The organism is Sulfurisoma sediminicola (assembly GCF_003865015.1).
Classification (GTDB): domain Bacteria; phylum Pseudomonadota; class Gammaproteobacteria; order Burkholderiales; family Rhodocyclaceae; genus Sulfurisoma; species Sulfurisoma sediminicola.
In genome coordinates this window covers 385,155-403,460 of sequence record NZ_BHVV01000003.1, presented here as the reverse complement: position 1 = coordinate 403,460, position 18,306 = coordinate 385,155, and the positions used below count along the sequence as shown (strand labels likewise).

Here is an 18,306-nt window from a genome sequence, read left to right as displayed (position 1 = left end):
GATGATGGCCAACGGTGCGACGGAGGCGATCGTCGACGTCAGCGGCAAGGACACGCTGCGCGTGGCGGGCGTACGCAATGTCTCCACCGTCAATGGCGGCGACCTGATGATCGATTACGGCACCGCCGATCGCGTCGTGGTCGTCGGCGGACTGGCCGGGGCGGTGGAACGATTCGACGTAAACGGGGAGATGCTGACCCAGTCGCAGTTCGTCGGACGCTATGCCGCAGAATCGATGACGGCAACTGGCGCAAACGGCGAGCCGATCATCATGGGCGGCGGCGGCAGCGACGAGCTGAAGTCCTTGGGCGGCGGAGCCACGGTCTCGGGCGGCCTGGGCGACGACCGCATCGATCTGCAGGGCTGGGGCAACACGCTGATCTACAGCGTGGGCGACGGCACGGACAGTGTGTCGACAGGCGGAGCGAACACCGGCAACGTCCTCAGGATCTCGGGGGCAACGGCGGCCGACATCAGCCACCGGCTCGGCGCCTATCGGGAGCTGGAAATTCAGGTCGGCGGCGATGCCGCGGACATCCTGCGCTTCACGAGCTTCAATGCCGACAGCGTGTTCCGCAACCGGCCTTTCGACCGCATCGAGTTCGACGACGGCAGCACGCTGTCGTACGACGAATTGATGGCGCGCGGCTTCGATATCTCAGGTACGAACGGTGACGACGTGCTGACCGGAACCAGCGTCGTCGATCGCATCGCGGCCGGCGGCGGCAACGACATCCTCGATGGCGGGGGTGGCGCCGACATCCTCGACGGCGGCGCCGGCACGGACGTCTATCGGATCATCGGCGGTTCCGGGACGGACACTGTCATCGACGGCGGTGGCGAGACCAACGTGCTGCGCTTCGAGTCTTGGCGCTCACCGGCAGACCTGCGCGCTGTGCGCGAGGGCGACGATCTGCGGGTCATCGTCAAGGGCACGGCGGACGGCGTGATCGTCAAGAACTACTACGCCGGGGCGGCGCAGAGCTGGACGGTGGATTTCGACGGCAGCAATGCGATGACCCTCGGTGCCGTGATCGCGCAGCCGGATGAAGCGGCCACTGTCATCGGCAGCCTGTGGGCAAACACCAAGGCGCAGATCATCGCGGCCCAGGCCTGGACGGCGGAAAACCAGTACACGAACTACGTGACTGCGCTCGGTGGCCTTGTTCATTGGCGCAGCCTCGGCAACCTGACCTACGAGGTGCCGTGGTCAGCAAATCCGTCCCTCGAGGTGACGCATCAAGTCACGACGACCACTTACCGCACACTGAGCAATGAGCTCATTTCCAGCCATCAGGAAGCGACCGACTCGGCGCGCTTTCTGGACTGGGGCTATGGCCGGACGAGCCCGGTGCGGGATCTGTACCACTACGAAGTGAGCCGCATCGCCAGCAACAATGCGCTGATCGTCAGCAACGGCCAGGAACATTACGAAACCACTTCGGGTTCGGCCGTCGCTACCCTGGTCTGGGATGGAGGTCAGTACAACTATCAGCACGCGAGTTGGGTGACGAGTGGATTCCTCACGGATGCTGAAGGCAATCCGCTCTCGACCGTCCGCTACGATTACGACCTGACGGCGTACAACCGGGACGGCTACGTGCAGAGCTACTCCGAAGGCACCGCTGGCTGGGCAGCACCCATCGGTGAGCTGGTTGGCAACCAGATGGCGGTCAATTACGTGAAGAGCCACCAATACGTCCCCCTCGTCACCGAGATCTTCGGCGGCAGTGGCGACAACGAAATACATGCAATGAGCAGCGCCACCGAACTCGTCGACGGCGGCCTCGGCAATGACACGATCTTTGGTGCCGGCGGCGCCATGGGTCGCGGCGACCTGCTCTACGGCAACGCCGGGGACGACGTCATCCACGGCGACGGTTCCGTCATGGCCGGCGGGGATGGCAGCGACACCCTGATCGGCGGATTCGGGCAGGACAGATTCCTGGTGCTGTCGGCCGACGAAACGGGAGTCGACCTCGTTGAAGACTTTGGCTCGAACGAAGCGGGATTCAAGGACTGGTACTACCGCCAGCAGGGGATTTCGAAATATTGGAAGCGCGAGTCGGCCCATTGGGTGTTGCTGCAGGATGAGCGAGTCGACTATTTCAACTCCCTGGCCGAAGTAGAAGCGTGGGTGGCCGAGTACAGTCCCGGCTGGACGGTCGCCGACAAGCTCGCTTCGGGCGAGTTGTACTACGAGCCGCCGGTCGATCCGCCGCTGCTCGGCAACAGCAAGGACTACCGCCTGCTCGACACCCTCGTTTTCTACGACCTCGCCGTCCCTCGGGACTCCGTCCAACTGCCCGCGGGGATCACTGGCTCCGACCTCTCTTTCAGCTGGGGTACGCATGAAGACGGTACGGTCGTGCGCGCAACGCTCGACGTCGCCTGGCACGGAGCGACGAAGCTGCGCATCGTGATTCCGCACGCAAGCGATCCCATCGGCTGGGGCGTCGAAGCCCTCATGTTCTCCAATGGCGGGGGGATAACGATCGCCAACTGCATCGAACTCGCCCCGCCCATGCCCGACATCGGCGACGGCACGCTGCTCGGCAACGGCGGGGCGAATACCCTGACGGCAGGAGCCGCAGGCGGCGACCTGTTCGGCATGAGTGGGGACGACACGCTCGACGGCGGCGCCGGGGCCGACACGCTCGACGGCGGCTACGGCAACGACGAGCTCCGCGGCGGCGCCGGGAACGATCTCTATGTCTTCCATTACGGCGACGGCCAGGACCGGATCGGCGACAAGGACAACACGCCGGGCAACGTCGATACCGTGCTGTTCACCGAGTGGATCAGCCCCGACAGCGTATCGGTATCGGTGATCGGAACGGATCTCGTCCTGCGAGTCGCGACCACCGGCGACAGCCTGACCTTGTCCCGCTGGACCGAGGGGCGCGGCTTCAGGGTCGAGCAGGTCAAGTTCCTCGACGGCACCACCTGGAATACGGCGACGCTCGCCGCGATGGCGGGCGTCAGCCTTGGCGGCGGCGAAGTCATCGAGGGGGACACAGGCAACGACGTCCTGTTCGGCACGGCATGGAACGACCGGATCGGCGGGCTGGATGGCAACGACGTGATCGCCGGAGGCACTGGCGACGACATCCTCGCCGGCGGCCTGGGACATGACCTTTACCTGTTCAACGCCGGCGACGGCCATGACCGGATCGACGAATACGAATGGTACGCGCGCGACGTCGCGCCGCACGGCGACGTCATCCGCTTCGGCGCGGGAATCGCTCCCGGCGATGTCGATATCTCGCTCGACGACGGCGATCTGTTGTTGACGATGCCGCATTCGGGCGACTCCATTCACGTCGCGAGCCCGTACGAATCGCTGCCCTCGATCGAGTTCGCCGACGGCTCGATCTGGCAACCCTCCTTCATCCTCGACGCCATCGGCAACACGCTCGGAACAGCGGGCGACGATTGGCTCGTCGGCAGCCTCGGCTCCGACGAGATCGTCGGCAACGGCGGCAATGACGTCTTCAACGGCGCCGGCGGCAACGACCACATCGTCGGCGGCGAGGGTTCCGACCGGTTCAACGCCGGCGCGGGCGACGACCTGCTGGAGGGCGGCGCCGGCGGCGACTACTACGTTTTGCGGCGGCAGGGCGGCAACGACGCGATCGTCGAGTCCGCAGACGCGGGCGAGACGGATGTGCTGGAAATCCATGCCTCGATTTCGCCCGAGCAGATCCGATTCAAGCGCCATGCCGGGGACGGCGACGCCTTGGCCATCTCGGTCGCCGGGGCGGACGCTTCGGTGACGATCGACAACTGGTACTCCGAGTCCGCGCCGTCCCGCATCGAGTCTTTCCACTGGGCCGCCGACGACTCCTATTGGGACGCAGCCCGGATCGAAGACGCGATCCGGGCGAGCAACGCGGCGCCCGTCTTCACGGCGACGACCGTCGAAGCACGCGCCGGCAGGTATTTCGGCCTCGCTCTCGGCGATATTCTCACGGACCCGGACGGCGACAGCCTGACCTATACCGCCAAACTTGCCGGCGACAATCCGCTGCCGTACTGGCTCTCTTTTGACACGAACTCGTGGACGTTGACAGGCTGGCCGGACTGGGACGCCGGTGCCGTCGATATCGTCGTCACGGCTACGGACTCGGACGGGCGCACGACCGAGGGCACCCTGACTCTGAATGTCGTGAGCCCCACGGTCATCGAAGGCACCGAAGGCCACGACGTCCTGCTCGGGACATCGGGCTACGACGACATCTACGGACTTGAAGGCGACGATGTGATCGTGGGAGGCACCGGCAACGACTACCTCGACGGCGGCATGGGCAGCGACGTCTACGTCATCGGCCGCAACGACGGCCTCGACGAAATCATCGACACGGGCTGGCCCTCGTCGATTCCTTTCGAAGCCAACACCATCCGCTTCATCGACGGGATCGCGCCCGCCGACCTGAATATCATCCAGGGCGTCGACAACTATCACCTGACGCTCGCTGTCCGCGGCACGACGAGTGCCATCGACCTGTCCTACTGGCCGGAGAACATGCCGGTCGTGGAATTCGCCGATGGCACCGTCTGGGGTCCGGAAGTGCTGCAGGCCATCGTAGAGGGTACGGTCACCGCCGACGCGTACGGCGTCGTGACGGTCGGAACGGGCGGCGACGACCTGCTCGAAGCCGCGTCGTCCGGCTGGAACGACATCCATGGCCTGGCCGGGGACGATACCCTCGTCGCCTCTGCCGGAGGCAGCTGGCTCGTCGGCGGCGCCGGCGACGATCTGCTGATCGGCGGTAGTGGCGAGGACTGGTACTCCGCCGATTCCCGCAGCGGCCACGATACGATTATCGAGACGCCGGACGACGGCACATGGGACGGCATCGAGTTCGGCCCCGACGTCGCGCCCGACCAACTCCGCTTCGCGCGCTACGCGGGCGACGACGGCCGGGACCTGCTGCTATCCGTCGATGGCACCGACACCACGATCAGCATCGCGGGCTGGTTCGATCCCGACGCTCCCTCCCGCCTTGAGTCGTTCCAATTCGGCCAGGACGGTACCGAACTGCAGGGCGACACGCTCGAGGCCGCAGTGTGGGCGAACAACGCGGCGCCGGTGTTCACTGCAGCAACGCCGGAAGTCCGGACCGGAGAGGCTTTCTCACTCGCCCTTGGGTCGATTCTGACCGATCCCGACGGCGACCGCCTCGCGTATGAGGTCTTGCTCGCCGACGACAGCCCGCTGCCCGCCTGGCTTGCGTTCGACCTCGCGACCGCGACGCTCGCGGGGATGCCCGGAGCCGCCGACATCGGCACGCTCGCCATCCTCGTCACCACCACGGATGGCGGCGGCCTCGCGAACAGCGGCCTGATCACCCTGTCGGTCATCTCTGCCGTCGACGAGCCGCTGTCGCTGACGGCGTCCAGCCGGACCGTTCTGCTCGGCGAAGCCGTGGCCGCCGCCGACCTGATCCAGGTGGGCGGGACGCATGCGCCGCAACGCTACGAGTTCTGGGACGACGTCGACGGCGGCGGACGTTTCATGCTCGACGGCGTCGCGCAGGCGGCCGCCAGGTCCATCGCGGTCGATGCCGCCAGCCTCGCCACGCTGAATTACGTGGCCGGCGACCAGACCGCCACGGAACGGCTCTGGGTGCGCGCCTTCGACGGCGCGACCTGGACGCCGTGGACATCCTGGAACATGACCTCGGCGCCCCACCTCACCAACGAGGCCCCGGTGGCGACGGCAGCCAACGTCACCATCGGCCTCGGCGAAGCCGTGGCTGCCGCCGGAATGTTCTCCGTGGCGGATGCCGACGGCGACGCGCCGACGAAGTACGAGTTCTGGGACGACGTGAATGGCGGCGGGCGTTTCGTGCTGGATGACGTCGACCAGCCGTCGGGTGCCAGCATCGCGGTGACGGCCGATCACCTGGCCGGCTTGCAGTACGTCGGCGGCGACTCGATCGCCAGCGAGCGCGTCTGGGTCCGCGCCTTCGACGGCCAGGCATGGAGCGCCTGGGCGCCGTGGACCATCACCAGCGCCCCGCACCCGACCAACGTGGCGCCGGTGGTGACGGCACAGAACAAGACGCTTCTCCTCGGCGAGGCGGTCGCGGCCGGCTCGCTGATCGCGGTATCCGACGCCGACGGCGACATTGCGACGCGGTACGAGTTCTGGGACGACGTGGCCGGCGGCGGGCACTTCGCCAAGGCGGGCGTGGCACAGGACAGCAATCCCATCGCGGTTGCAGCCGGGGAACTGGCCTCGCTGCAATATGTGGCGGGCAGCTCGATAGGCACCGAGCGCGTCTGGGCGCGGGCCTGGGACGGCCAGGCGTGGAGCGGCTGGACGCCATGGACCATGACCTCGGCGCCGCATCTGACCAACGTCGCGCCGACGGTAAGCGCCGCCAATGCGACGGTCGGCCTGAACGCGTCGGTCGCCGCATCGACCCTGTTCTCGGTCGCCGACGGCGACGGCGACGTGGCAACGAAGTACGAGTTCTGGGACGACGTGAATGGCGGTGGCCATTTCGCCAAGGCCGGCGTCGCGCAGGCGGCCGGCACGGCGATCTCGGTTTCCGCGGCCGAGCTGGCCGACACCGCCTACGTCGGCGCGGACACCACGGCCACCGAGCGCGTCTGGGCACGCGCCTGGGACGGCCAAGCCTGGAGCGCGTGGACGTCGTGGAACATGACCAGCGCGGCCCACGCGACCAACGTGGCGCCGGTGGTCACTGCCGCCCCCGCCACCGTGGGGCTCGGCGCTGCCACTGCCGTTGCGACGATGTTCGCGGTGAGCGATGCGGACGGCGACCTGTCGACGAAATACGAGTTCTGGGACGACGTCAACGGCGGCGGGCGCTTCGTGCTCGCCGGCATGGACCAGGCGGCAGGCAAGTCCATCGCCGTGGCGGCGGAGCAGCTGGACGGTCTTCAATACGTCGGCGGCAGCGCGGTCGCCAGCGAGCGCGTCTGGGCGCGGGCCTGGGACGGGCTGGCCTGGAGCGCGTGGACGCCCTGGAACATCACCAGCTCGAACCATGCGACCAATGCCGCGCCGACGATCGCGGCGGGCAACAGCGGCGTGCTGGCCGGCGAGTCGATCGCGGTGGCGGCGTTGTTCGCGGTCAACGATGCCGACGGCGACGCGGCGACGAAGTTCGAGTTCTGGGACGACGTCAATGGCGGCGGCCACTTCGCCAGGAGCGGCGTGACCCAGGACGCCGGCAAGTCGATCGCGGTCTCGGCCAACGAGCTCGCCGACACGAGCTATGTCGGCGGCGCCGCCAACGCGACGGAGCGCGTCTGGGCGCGTGCCTGGGACGGCCTGGCGTGGAGCGGCTGGCAGGCCTGGAACATGACGACGCTTTCCGGCGTGCGGCTGGGGAGCGCCGGCGCGGACACCCTGGATGCCAACGCCGGGCCGAACTTCATTGCCGGCGGCGCCGGCGACGATACCGTGTCGACCGGCAGCGGTGCCGCGGTAGTCGCCTACAACGCAGGCGACGGCAACGATACGGTCGTCCTCGGCGGGGACAATGTCACGCTGAGCCTGGGCGGCGGCATTTCCTACCAGGACCTGGCGTTGAGCCGCAGCGGCAACGACCTGGTGCTCGATACCGGCAACGACCAGTCGATCACGCTCAAGGACTGGTACGCCGAGGGAACGGCCCGCACGGCCATCAACCTGCAGCTGATCGCCGAGGCGATGGCGAGCTTCGATGCCAGTTCCGCCGACCCGCTGTTCAACGCCAGGGTGCAGGCCTTCGACTTCGACATGCTGGTCGGCCAGTTCGACGCCGCCTGGGCAGCCAACAACGCGATCGACCACTGGAGCGTGATGGACAGCCTGCTGCAGGCCCACCTCGCGAGTTCGAACGATGGCGCGCTCGGCGGCGATCTGGCCTACCAGTACGGCATCAACGGCGATCTCGCCAATGTCGGCATGAGCGGGGCGCGCAACGTGCTCGAGGGCAGCCAGTACGGTGTCGGCATCCAGGCCTTCCAGAGCCTGTCGGGCCTGCAGGAAGGGGTGGTGAGGCTTGGCTAAGGCGATCGCGACGATGAAGGAGCGGCTCTTCGGCCTGACCGCACCGCGGGAGGATTTCTCGCCGGCCATCCTGCGCCTGCAGCGCGCGGCGCCTTCGCCGCTGCCGCGCCTGGTGCTGCGCGGGGTGCTGGGCTTGCTGACGGTGCTGCTGCTCTGGGCGGCCTTCGGCCGGCTCGACGTGGTGGCGGTGGCGCCGGGCAAGCTGGTGCCGGTGAGCTACCTGCAGGTGGTGCAACCGGCCGAGTCGGGCATCGTGCGGGAACTGCTGGTCCGCGAAGGCGACGCGGTGAAGGCCGGTCAGCCGCTGGTGCGCATGGACAGGCGGATGTCGGAAGCGGACAGCCGCAGCCTCGCCAACGAGCTGGCGGTCAAGGCGTTGCAGCTGCGCCGCATCGACGCCGAACTCGCCGGCAAGCCCTTGCAGCGGCAGGCGGACGACCCGTCGGCGCTCTTCGCCGAAGTGTCGTCGCAGTACGGCGCGCGGCGCCAGGCCTACCTCGACGCGGTGGCGGCCGAACAGGCCGCGTTGGCCAAGGCGGAGCAGGACTACCGCGCGGCGACCCAGCAGGAGACCAAGCTCGCGCGCACCCTGCCGCTGGTGCAACAGCAGGATGCCGGCTGGCAGCAGCTGGTGAAGGAAGGTTACGCCGGCAAGCTGCTGGCCCTGGACAAGGCGCGGGCGCACGTCGAGGTCGAGCAGGAACTCGCGGCGCAGCGGCATGCCGTGCAAAGCCTCAAGGCGACGATAGCCCAGTCGCAGAAGAAGCTCGCGCAGATCACCTCGACCTACCGCAGCCAGCTGATGAACGAGCGCGTCGAGGCTGCGGCGCAGCACCACAAGCTGAGCCAGGATGCCGACAAGCAGTCGCACCGCGAATCGCTGCTCGAGCTGAAGGCGCCGCAGGACGGAATCATCAAGGACCTGGCGACCCATACCCGCGGCACGGTGGTGCAACCCGGCACCATCCTGATGACGCTGGTGCCGCACGACGAGCCGATGCAGGCCGAGGTGGCGGTGGCGAACCTCGACGCCGGCTTCGTGCGCGCCGGACAGCCGGCGAAGATCAAGCTGGTGTCGTATCCGTTCCAGCAGTACGGCATGGTGGAGGGCAGCGTGGCCCAGATCAGTCCCGACGCGACCGAGGCGGCCCAACAGGAGAAGAACGGCGACCCGCTGGCCGGTGGTCCGAAGCCCGCCGGCTACCGCACGCTGGTGACGCTGAAGACGTCCTATCTGGAGAGCAATGACCAGCGCCACCGGCTCTCGCCGGGCATGCAGGTGGCGGCGGAAATCCACCTGGGCACGCGCACGGTGCTGGAGTACCTGCTGTCGCCGGTGCAGAAGGCCTGGCACGAGGCCGGACGGGAGCGCTGACCCGCCGCGCTATCCGCCGGTGTCGGCCGGCTGGATTTCGTTCGATCGGCGCGACGACAGGACGCGTTACGACTTGCCGCCTACCCCGTGCAGGGTACGAACGCGATGCTCCGCCTCGCTGGCTTCGTGATGGCGCTGCGGGTGTTCCTTCGGCAGCGCCGCCGCCAGCTCGAAATCGGTGACGAGCACGTGATGGTTGATGAAGTCCGTGAGGCAGGCCTGCAAGGCCTGGGCGGTGTGGACGGGATCGGACTCCATCTTCTTCTGCAGACGGCCGATTTCCGCGACGAACGCTTGATGCTCCTGCTGCAGCCGCTGCTGCAGGGCCGCATCGACGCGGTGGTGGGCGGCCAGCGTTTCCTCGGAAACCAGATGGTGGCAGATGTACCCCGCCAACTGCATGAACACCGATTGCAGGATATGGGGTTCCGGCTTTTCCAGCGAGGCGCTGAGCGAATTCGTCAGATCGACGAGATGGCGATGCTCGCGATCGATTTCGGTGATGCCGGTCTCGAACCTCTGGCCCCAATGGATTAGCACGATCAGACCTCTCGTCGGCGCAGTGCGCTGGCTGCGAACGCCAATTTTCCACTACGGCGCGCCTATGTCTATTGACATACGTCAACAGCGGGCGGCGCCCGCTGTTGCGTGGACGGCGGAACTCAGCGGCGGCTCTGGATTTCCTCGATGTAGCCGAGCATGCCGGTGCGGATGTTGGCGGCGTTGCCCTCGTCGGTATCGATGTGCATGGCGAGGCGGTAGTTGGGGTTGACCCGCACCACGACGTCGCCGTAGATCAGCTCGCGGTCGCCCTCGACGCGCACGCGCACGACGTACTTGTCGCGCAGCCGCAGCTTCATCGCGTCCTCGGGCGACATGTGGATGTGGCGTTGGGCGCAGATCACGCCGCGCTCGATGGCGGCCGTGCCATGGCTGCCCTTGAGGGTGATGCCCGGGGTGTTGGCGAGGTCGCCCGATTCGCGGATCGGCGGCTGGATGCCGAGCTTGAACTGCTCGGTCATGGCGATCTCGACCTGGGTTTCCTTGCGCGTCGGGCCGAGCACGCGCACGTTGGCGATGGTGCCCTTGGGGCCGACGAGATCGACCTTCTCCTTGCAGGCGAACTGGCCGGGCTGCGACAGCTCATGCTCCGGCGTGAGCTGGTGGCCGGGACCGAACAGCTTGTCGACATCACTCTGGGCAAGGTGAACGTGGTGGGCGGAGATCTCGATGGGGATCGGCGCCGCCTCCTCGTCCTGGATCGACAGCGTGATCTGGTTGCGCTCGACCGCGCGCAGCGCCTCCCAGGCCACCAGCCGCTCGTCGTCGTTGGCGATGACCATCACCTTGACCGGCGAATCGTCGGCGGAGATCATGCCGCAGCAGCCCTCGTGCTCGAGCTTGCGGTTCCTTTCCTCGTCGAGCTTGATGCCCATGTAGGCGAGGCCCTGGCAGGCGAGGCTGCGCACCGTCGGGCTGGTTTCGCCGATGTCGCCGGTGAAGGCGAGCACGTCCACCCCGCCCATCGCCGCGACGTAGGCGCCGATGTTCTTGCGCACCTGGTAGCAATACGCCTTGTGCGCGAGCAGAGCCCGGTGGTGGCCTTCGGCCGCGGCTTCCTCGATCTCGTGGATGTCGCCGGAAATCCCCGATATACCCTTGAGGCCACTCTCGGTGTTGATGAGCTTGCCCAGCGCCTCGGGCGACATGCCGAAGTGGTCCATCAGGTGGATCATCACCGCCGGGTCGATGCTGCCCGCGCGGCTGGCCATGATGAGGCCGTCGGAGGGTGTCATGCCCATGGTGGTGTCGACCGAGCGGCCGTGGTCGATGGCGCAGATCGAGGAGCCTATGCCGAGGTGGCAGGAGATGATCTCGAGCTCGCCCAGCGGGCGCTTCAAGACCTCGGCGGCCTTGAGCGAGATGTAGCGGTGCGAGGTGCCGTGGAAGCCGTAGCGGCGGATGCCCTCCTTCTTGTAGAGGTCGTAGGGCAGGCCGTAGAGGTAGGCGTAGGGCGCCAGCGTCTGGTGGAAGGCGGTGTCGAACACCGCGACGTGCGGCGCGGTGGGGAAGAACTTCATCGCCTGGCGGATGCCGACGAGGTTGTGCGGGTTGTGCAGCGGCGCGAAGCCCGACAGCGCCTCGATTTCGCCGATCACCTGCGGCGTGATCACCGCCGCGCTGGAGAACTTGGATCCACCGTGGACGACGCGGTGGCCGACGGCGACGACCTCGAAGGGGGTGAACAGGTAGGCATCCTCGAGCGACTGCATCGACTCGAAGACGATCTTGAGGAAGTCCTCGAGCGGGAAGGCCGGCCGCTCGCGCTTGGTGACCTTGCCGCCGGCGGTCAGCGTGATGCGGGCCGTCGTGGCGTCGCTGTTGTCGATGATGCCGTGGACGTCGTTGCGGTCGTCCTGGGTGTCGTAGACGCCGAAATGGATCTGGCTGACGCCGACGTTGAGCGAGAGGATCTTGCCCGGCACATCGGTCTGGAGGCTCAGCGCGTAGGGATCCGACGATTGCGCCAGGGCGCGGTCGTGCAGCTGGCGGCTGGTGATGTCGACGGCCTGGGCACGGGCGCGGTCGGCCAGCAGCTTGGCGAGGTAGGTGATGGCGCGGGGGTTGACGATGATGCGGCTGTTGAACACCGCCTGCGGGATCATCAGCACGAAGCAGCGGTTGCCGGCGATGACGTCGGCGACGGTGCGGTCGCCGGTCAGGAGAGACATCTCGCCGAAGACGTCGCCGTCTTCCAGCTTGGCTACCTGCACCCGCCCGCCATGGCTGTCGGTTACCGATATCTCGGCGTGGCCACTGACCAGCACGCCGAAGAAGCTGCCGGCCGCGCCGCATTCGAGGATGGCCTCGTTGCCTTCGAAGGTGCGCAACTCCGACAGGGCGGCGATCTCCTCGAGCCTGGCCGCGTCGAAGCCCTCGAACATCGGGACCTTCTCGGCGAGAAATTGTTTGAGTTCCTGTGGCGTCATATCGACCTCGCGACTTCGCACCCGCCTGCGCAGGCAGCGCGAACGGCTATTCCGCGGAAAGTATACTGCTGCACCGCACAATCCGGTGCATGAATCCCCGAAAATTTCCTGCGCGGTCGCCCTGCCGTATCGCGCCGGAGGGGGAAGCGAGGCGACGCTTAACCGGCGGAAATGCGCTCGTAATAGCGGGCGCGATAGAGCAGGCGGCGTTGCTCCGGCGTCTCGGTGAAGCCGCTGCGGTCGTGCAGCACGTTGTTGCAGACCAGCCCCATGCCCGGCTCGAGGCGGCCGTGAAGGGTCCATGGCGTCGGGGTGGCGAGGATGCGCTCGAGCGCGGCGACTGCCGCCCGGGTCGCGGCATCGCCCTGCCACAGGATGCTCTTGGTGCGCGCGGTGTAGCGCATGTGCAGAAATCCGTCGGCATCGACCGAGAACACCGGCCCGGGCTGATCGGGGCGGGCGATGCCGTCGTCGTCGGTGCGCGCCGGAATGGTCATGACGTCGGGCTGCGCCAGCGCCCGGATGTGCTCAGGGTTCTCGTCGCGCAGCAGCAGGTAGGCGAGCTCGTGATCGAGCAGCTGGTTGTCGCCGCCCGTGGCCGCGCTCTGCACGCAGTGCAGGATGAGGCCGCGGATGGTCCGCTCCGGCACGTTGTAGTAGCCGTCGGTGTGCCAGCGGATGGGCTTGTCGGTGTAGGGGATGAATTCCTTGCGCTCACCGCGCTCCTCGGCGCCCTTGACCGACAGCGGCGAGATGCCGTCGTTGTCGGTGAGCCAGTGGCCGTCGAGCGTCTTCATGCCGAGCTGCAGGCCCAGCTTGCGCGGGATTTCCTTGTCGGGATCGCCGCCGGTCTTGCCGACGTAGATCACCATGTTGGTGTTGGCGCAGACCTCGACGATGCGCTGCCGCTCGGCCGCGGAGAGCGCGCGCGGGTCGTCGATCTCGACGACGATGTCCTCGAGCCGCCGTGGCGCCAGCGCCGACTTTTTCTCGCGCCAGGCGGCGTAGCCGGCGGCGTTGTTCAGATCGAAAGGCGATGCGTTCATCATGTGCTCACTCGCCGCCCATGCCGCTGCTGGTCTGGGCCTTGGCCCGCTCGCCGGCACCGGGCTGCGCGGCTGCGGCGCCGCCGAAGAGGCCGGCCATGGTCTTTTCCAGCGCCTTGATGGCGTCGGGTGCCTCGATGTCCATGGCCTGGTCGATGACCCAGAGCTGATCCTTCTCGGGCAGGATCTCGCGCAGCGCGGAGGCGAACATGCGCTTGAAGCCGAAATCGGGACCGGCCGGGCCGTAGTCGTACTCGCCGTAGTCGGCACCGCGGCGGTTGAAGAGTGCTATGAAGTCGCGATGGCCGGCGCCCGGCTCGGCGTCGCCGAGCAGCTCGCTACGGCTTTCCTCCACCATCTCGGCCAGCCGGATCGCCAGCGCCGTGGTGAACTCGCTGCGCTTCTCGGCATCGAGCGAGCGATAGGCGATGCGGTCCGCCGCGTGGGCGAGGAAGACGAGGAATTCGCAGACGAAATCGAAATAGGGCTTGCCGGCATCGATGTCGTAATACGCCTTGCGCATGCGCTTGATCGATTCGATCGCCAGTTTCCAGGCGAGCATCGCCACCACCGAAGCGAGCATCTTCGGCGAGCGCGCGCCCGAAGTGTGGAACTTGTTGAAAACGCGAACTGCCATGATGGGGGGCTATTCTGTGCGAAAAGGTTGCAGCTTTGCCGAAGGGCCGCCCCGAGGCAAAGCGGCACGCGCCGAAGGCGCAAACCGCTCCGCCACTTGCATCGTCGATCCGCAATTTACGAGCGCGGCGAGCAAGCAGGCTCCCCCTTTCGTGAAAGGGGGCCGGGGGAACTTAATCAGTAGCCACCCTTGCCGAAAGGCTTGGGCAGGCCGGCGATCTTGACGCCCTGCTTGGCGGCACCGCCGTCCGGGAACAGGTCGAACAGCTTGGCACTGGAGACTTCGGTCAGCACGCCGTCTTCCTCGAGGCCCTTCATCAGGTTGCGCAGGTTGGGGGTGTGGCCGTCTTCCGTGTACTTCTGGCGCAGATAGTTGATGACGGCGCGGTGCTCGTCGGTCAGCGTCACGCCCTGGGCGGCGGCGATGTCGTTGATCGCCTCCTCGCTCAGGTCGGCTTCGACCAGGAAGCCATCGGCATCGGTCTCTTTTTCGACTCCGTTGATCACTAAGGACATAAGTGTTCTCCTTTGATGGGTTGTTGATGGATGAAAAACTGTTCTACATCGGTTTGCGGCGCCGGCGGCACTCGTCGTCGCCCCCTGCATTGAACTGGCTCTAACCGTCGCCGACGGCCGCGATCGACTTGTGCGGCACGAAAATGCCGCAGCCGCGCTGGCGCTCCACGCCCAGCCCGCCCGCCTGCAGTCGCAGCGACTCTTCGGCCGACAGGCTATGCACCATGAGGCTGAAGCCGAACACCTCGGTGGCGCCGCCGCCCGCGCGCCGCGCCTTGCCACAGATGAGGTACGCATTCCTGAAAGCCAAGCCCCCGACTTCACGGTGGCACTCGGCCATGAAGGCGGCCTCTTCCGCCGGCCCGTAGGCGACGAACGAAGAATACAACACCGCGGCGGGCATGAGTTCGCGCGGGGTGGCGCGCCCGACCTCGGCCGACCCGCCGAGGTCGAGACGCTGGCCGGACAGCGCCTGCGCCTGCTCGACCCGGCCCCGCGGCACGCGCAGGGTCAAGCGCGACCGCCCGGAAAGGTAATGCTCACCCTCGCCGTCCGACAAGCCACCGAGAGGGTGCACCCCCACCTGCGCTTCGTCGCCGAGCCAGGGCAGGCAGCGCAACAGCTCGTCGCGCAGGCGCTCGGCATAGTCGGCCATGATGGCGCGACCGCGCAGGGCGAAGACCAGGTCGACCGCGTCGGCCTTCGGTTCGTCGGTGGGATTGGACATTGCCTTGCCCCCGCCCGGCTAGCGCGGCTGGGCCGCAGCCCATTCCGCCATGCGCTTCGCCCAATGATCGGCAGTCACCGCATCGATGTCGAAAATCGTGAAGCGGGTGCGCTCGCGGATACGGATGCGCAGCATCGGCATGCCGCCGGCCGCGTACTCCATCTGCTGCAGCTCGATTTCCTGGTTGCCGATCGGCACGCGGAACTTGTCAAGGCTGGTAACTTTGTCCACAATCGCGGTCTCTCGTTGGGGGGTATTGTCGGGGGCGCACTATCGCATTGCTCGCATCCGGCAGGCCATCACCGGTTAGGCGTGGAAGGATATACTCCTTTCGGGTAGGTAAGACTACTCCCACGAGGACGTATGATTTACCTTCGTGGGGTATGGCCCGCTATCCGACCCCTCCGTAATATCGCGGCACCCAGCAACGCCGAATCTGACCGAACCTGAGTAGCGACGCGGAATGATGTATTCTTCGCCGCTACCTTAATAGTCCAAACAGAGGAGACAACTCGAATGGCCAAGAAACTGCATCCCACCCCCAACCTGGACGAACTCGAAAAAGGCCCGTGGCCGAGCTTCGTTACCGGTCTCAAGCGCCTTGCCAAGGATAAGGATTACATGGTCGACGTGCTCGGCCACCTCGAGCATTCCTACAAGACCCGCAAGGGCTACTGGAAGGGCGGCACGGTCGGCGTCATCGGCTACGGCGGCGGCGTGATTCCCCGCTTCACCGAGATCAAGGACGACAAAGGCGAAGCCGTCTTCAAGGACGCCGCCGAATTCCACACGCTGCGCATCATGCCCCCGCCCGGCATGCACTACGATACCGGCACCCTGCGCAAGTTCTGCGACATCTGGGACCAGTACGGATCCGGCCTCATCGCGCTGCACGGCCAGTCCGGCGACATCATGCTGCAAGGCTGCACCAGCGAAAACGTGCAACCGGCCTTCGATGCGATCAACGAAATGGGCTTCGACATGGGTGGCGCCGGCCCGGCCGTGCGCACCTCGATGTCCTGCGTCGGCGCGGCCCGCTGCGAACAGTCCTGCTACGACGAAGCCAAGGCGCAGAAGATGGTGGTCAACACCTTCCTCGACGACATCCATCGTCCGGCCCTGCCCTACAAGTTCAAGTTCAAGTTCTCCGGTTGCGGCAACGACTGCATGAACGCCATTCACCGCGCCGACATGGCCGTGATCGGCACCTGGCGCGACAACATGCGCACCGACAACGAGCTCGGCAAGAAGTGGTTCGCCAAGCACGGCATGAACGAGCTGGTCAACGACGTCGTCTCGCGCTGCCCGACCAAGGCCCTGCAGATCAAGGATGCCAAGGACGTCAACAAGGCCGCCCACATCTCCTCCGTCGCGCTCAACGATGCCCAGTGCCTCGAGATCGACAACAAGGACTGCGTGCGCTGCATGCACTGCGTCAACGTCATGACCGGCGCCCTGGCTCCGGGCAAGGACAAGGGCGCCTCGATCCTCGTCGGAGGCAAGAGCCACCTGAAGATCGGCAGCCTGATGGGCACCATGATCATCCCCTTCATGAAACTCGAGAAGGACGAGGATTACGAAGGCCTGGTCGAATTGGCCCAGTCCATCATCGACTTCTTCGCCGAGAACGCGCTGGAGCACGAGCGCACCGGCGAGATGATCGAGCGCATCGGCCTGGTGAACTTCCTGGAAGGCATCGGTCTCGACATCGACGCCAACATGGTCTCGCAGCCGCGCATGAATCCCTACGTCAACACGGGCGGCTGGGACGAGGAAGTGGCCAAGATCAAGGCCAAGAAGGCTGCCGCGTAAGCTAGTGTAAGCCGCACCTGGCGGGGTCAAACCCGCCGGGCGCAGTGGCGCATAAATACCCCTAATAGCAATACCGACATTTTCGGAGACAAATATGGCTCAAGCTCAGCGTCGAGCAGTCGAGAGTGGTGTACCCGATGCCACCCCGTTCATGCACCCCACCCTGGTCAAGAACAAGGGTAACTGGAAGTATCACGACCGTCCGCGTCCCGGCGTCCTGCACCACGTATCCCACTCCGGTGACCAGGTTTGGTCCGTGCGCGCCGGCACCCAGCGCCAGATGGATACCTACACCATCCGCACCCTGTGCGACATCGCCGACAAGTTCGGCGAAGGCTTCGTCCGCTTCACCATCCGCTCCAACATCGAGTACATCCTGGCCGACCAGAAGAAGGTCGATCCGCTGATCGCCGAACTCGAGAAGAACGGCTTCCCCGTCGGCGGTACCGGCAACTCCATGTCGATGGTCGCCCACACCCAGGGCTGGCTGCACTGCGACATCCCCGGCACCGATGCCTCCGGCGTGGTCAAGTCGATGATGGACGAGCTCTACCACGAGTTCAAGAACGAAGAGATGCCGAACCGCCTGCACCTCTCGACCTCCTGCTGCGAGATCAACTGCGGCGGCCAGGCCGACATCGCCGTGATCATCCAGCACACCAAGCCGCCGAAGATCAACCACGATCTCGTCGCCAACGTCTGCGAACGTCCGGCCGTCGTGGCCCGCTGCCCGGTCGCGGCCATCCGCCCCGCCCTGGTCAACGGCAAGCCCTCGCTGGAAGTCGACGAGAAGAAGTGCATCTGCTGCGGCGCCTGCTACCCGCCCTGCCCGCCCATGCAGATCAACGACCCCGAGCACTCCAAGCTGGCGATCTGGGTCGGCGGCAAGAACGCCAACGCCCGCGGCAAGCCGCAGATCATGAAAATGGTCGCCTCCGGCCTGCCCAACAACGCCCCGCGCTGGCCCGAGGTCAACAAGGTCGTCGGCGACATCATCAAGGCCTACAAGGCCGATGCCCGCCCGTGGGAGCGCCTGTCGGACTGGATCGACCGCATCGGCTGGCCGCGCTTCTTCGAGAAGACCGGCCTGACCTTCACCAAGTACCTGATCGACGACTGGCGCGGTTCGCGTGCGAACCTCAACGCGTCGGCTCACGTCCGCTTCTGAGGAT

At 66.3% G+C, this 18,306-nt stretch carries 11 protein-coding genes; 4 read left to right on the top strand and 7 right to left on the bottom strand.

From position 1 onward, the window contains the following. Position 1: 1 nt before the first annotated feature. Together EJE94_RS08280 and EJE94_RS08275 are read left to right on the top strand one after the other, a co-directional pair. Positions 2-8,032 carry a calcium-binding protein gene (locus EJE94_RS08280; protein ID WP_207855820.1) on the top strand — a complete coding sequence of 2,677 codons (8,031 nt, stop codon included), beginning with the start codon at positions 2-4 and terminating at the stop codon, positions 8,030-8,032. Continuing rightward, a complete protein-coding gene (locus EJE94_RS08275; RefSeq protein ID WP_243642561.1) occupies positions 8,025-9,407 on the top strand; it encodes an HlyD family type I secretion periplasmic adaptor subunit in 1,383 nt (460 codons plus the stop codon). Before EJE94_RS08280 ends, EJE94_RS08275 begins: the two co-directional genes overlap by 8 nt. 66 nt (positions 9,408-9,473) lie before the next feature. Here EJE94_RS08275 and EJE94_RS08270 read toward each other — a convergent pair whose 3' ends face one another. The 7 genes from EJE94_RS08270 to EJE94_RS08240 all read right to left on the bottom strand — a co-directional run bounded on the left by EJE94_RS08270 (position 9,474) and on the right by EJE94_RS08240 (position 15,553). Then, complete coding sequence (locus EJE94_RS08270; RefSeq protein WP_165904786.1) at positions 9,474-9,947, bottom strand: bacteriohemerythrin; 474 nt, start codon at positions 9,945-9,947, stop codon at positions 9,474-9,476. A gap of 122 nt (positions 9,948-10,069) precedes the next feature. Then, positions 10,070-12,397: an acetate/propionate family kinase gene (locus EJE94_RS08265; protein ID WP_121242786.1), complete on the bottom strand. Its 2,328-nt coding sequence runs from the start codon at positions 12,395-12,397 to the stop codon at positions 10,070-10,072. Positions 12,398-12,555: 158 nt separating this feature from the next. Next, on the bottom strand, positions 12,556-13,443 hold the full coding sequence (locus tag EJE94_RS08260; protein WP_121242788.1) for a TauD/TfdA family dioxygenase: 888 nt from the start codon (positions 13,441-13,443) through the stop codon (positions 12,556-12,558). A 7-nt stretch (positions 13,444-13,450) separates the two neighbouring features. Beyond that, positions 13,451-14,080 (bottom strand): hypothetical protein, encoded by a 630-nt coding sequence (locus EJE94_RS08255; protein ID WP_121242267.1) that lies wholly within the window; start codon positions 14,078-14,080, stop codon positions 13,451-13,453. Between the two features lie 176 nt (positions 14,081-14,256). Beyond that, entirely contained in the window at positions 14,257-14,595 is a 339-nt protein-coding gene (locus tag EJE94_RS08250) for a TusE/DsrC/DsvC family sulfur relay protein (RefSeq protein WP_121242268.1), read from the bottom strand. A gap of 100 nt (positions 14,596-14,695) precedes the next feature. Next, on the bottom strand, positions 14,696-15,322 hold the full coding sequence (cas6, locus tag EJE94_RS08245) for a type I-MYXAN CRISPR-associated protein Cas6/Cmx6 (RefSeq protein ID WP_121242269.1): 627 nt from the start codon (positions 15,320-15,322) through the stop codon (positions 14,696-14,698). A gap of 18 nt (positions 15,323-15,340) precedes the next feature. Then, entirely contained in the window at positions 15,341-15,553 is a 213-nt protein-coding gene (locus EJE94_RS08240; RefSeq protein WP_121242270.1) for a DUF6967 family protein, read from the bottom strand. Between the two features lie 285 nt (positions 15,554-15,838). On the opposite strand from EJE94_RS08240, the gene dsrA reads away from it, so the two are divergent. Both dsrA and dsrB read left to right on the top strand, forming a co-directional pair. Continuing rightward, complete coding sequence (gene dsrA / locus EJE94_RS08235; protein ID WP_121242271.1) at positions 15,839-17,134, top strand: dissimilatory-type sulfite reductase subunit alpha; 1,296 nt, start codon at positions 15,839-15,841, stop codon at positions 17,132-17,134. Between the two features lie 94 nt (positions 17,135-17,228). Then, a complete protein-coding gene (dsrB, locus tag EJE94_RS08230) occupies positions 17,229-18,302 on the top strand; it encodes a dissimilatory-type sulfite reductase subunit beta (RefSeq protein ID WP_121242272.1) in 1,074 nt (357 codons plus the stop codon). Positions 18,303-18,306: the final 4 nt, after the last annotated feature.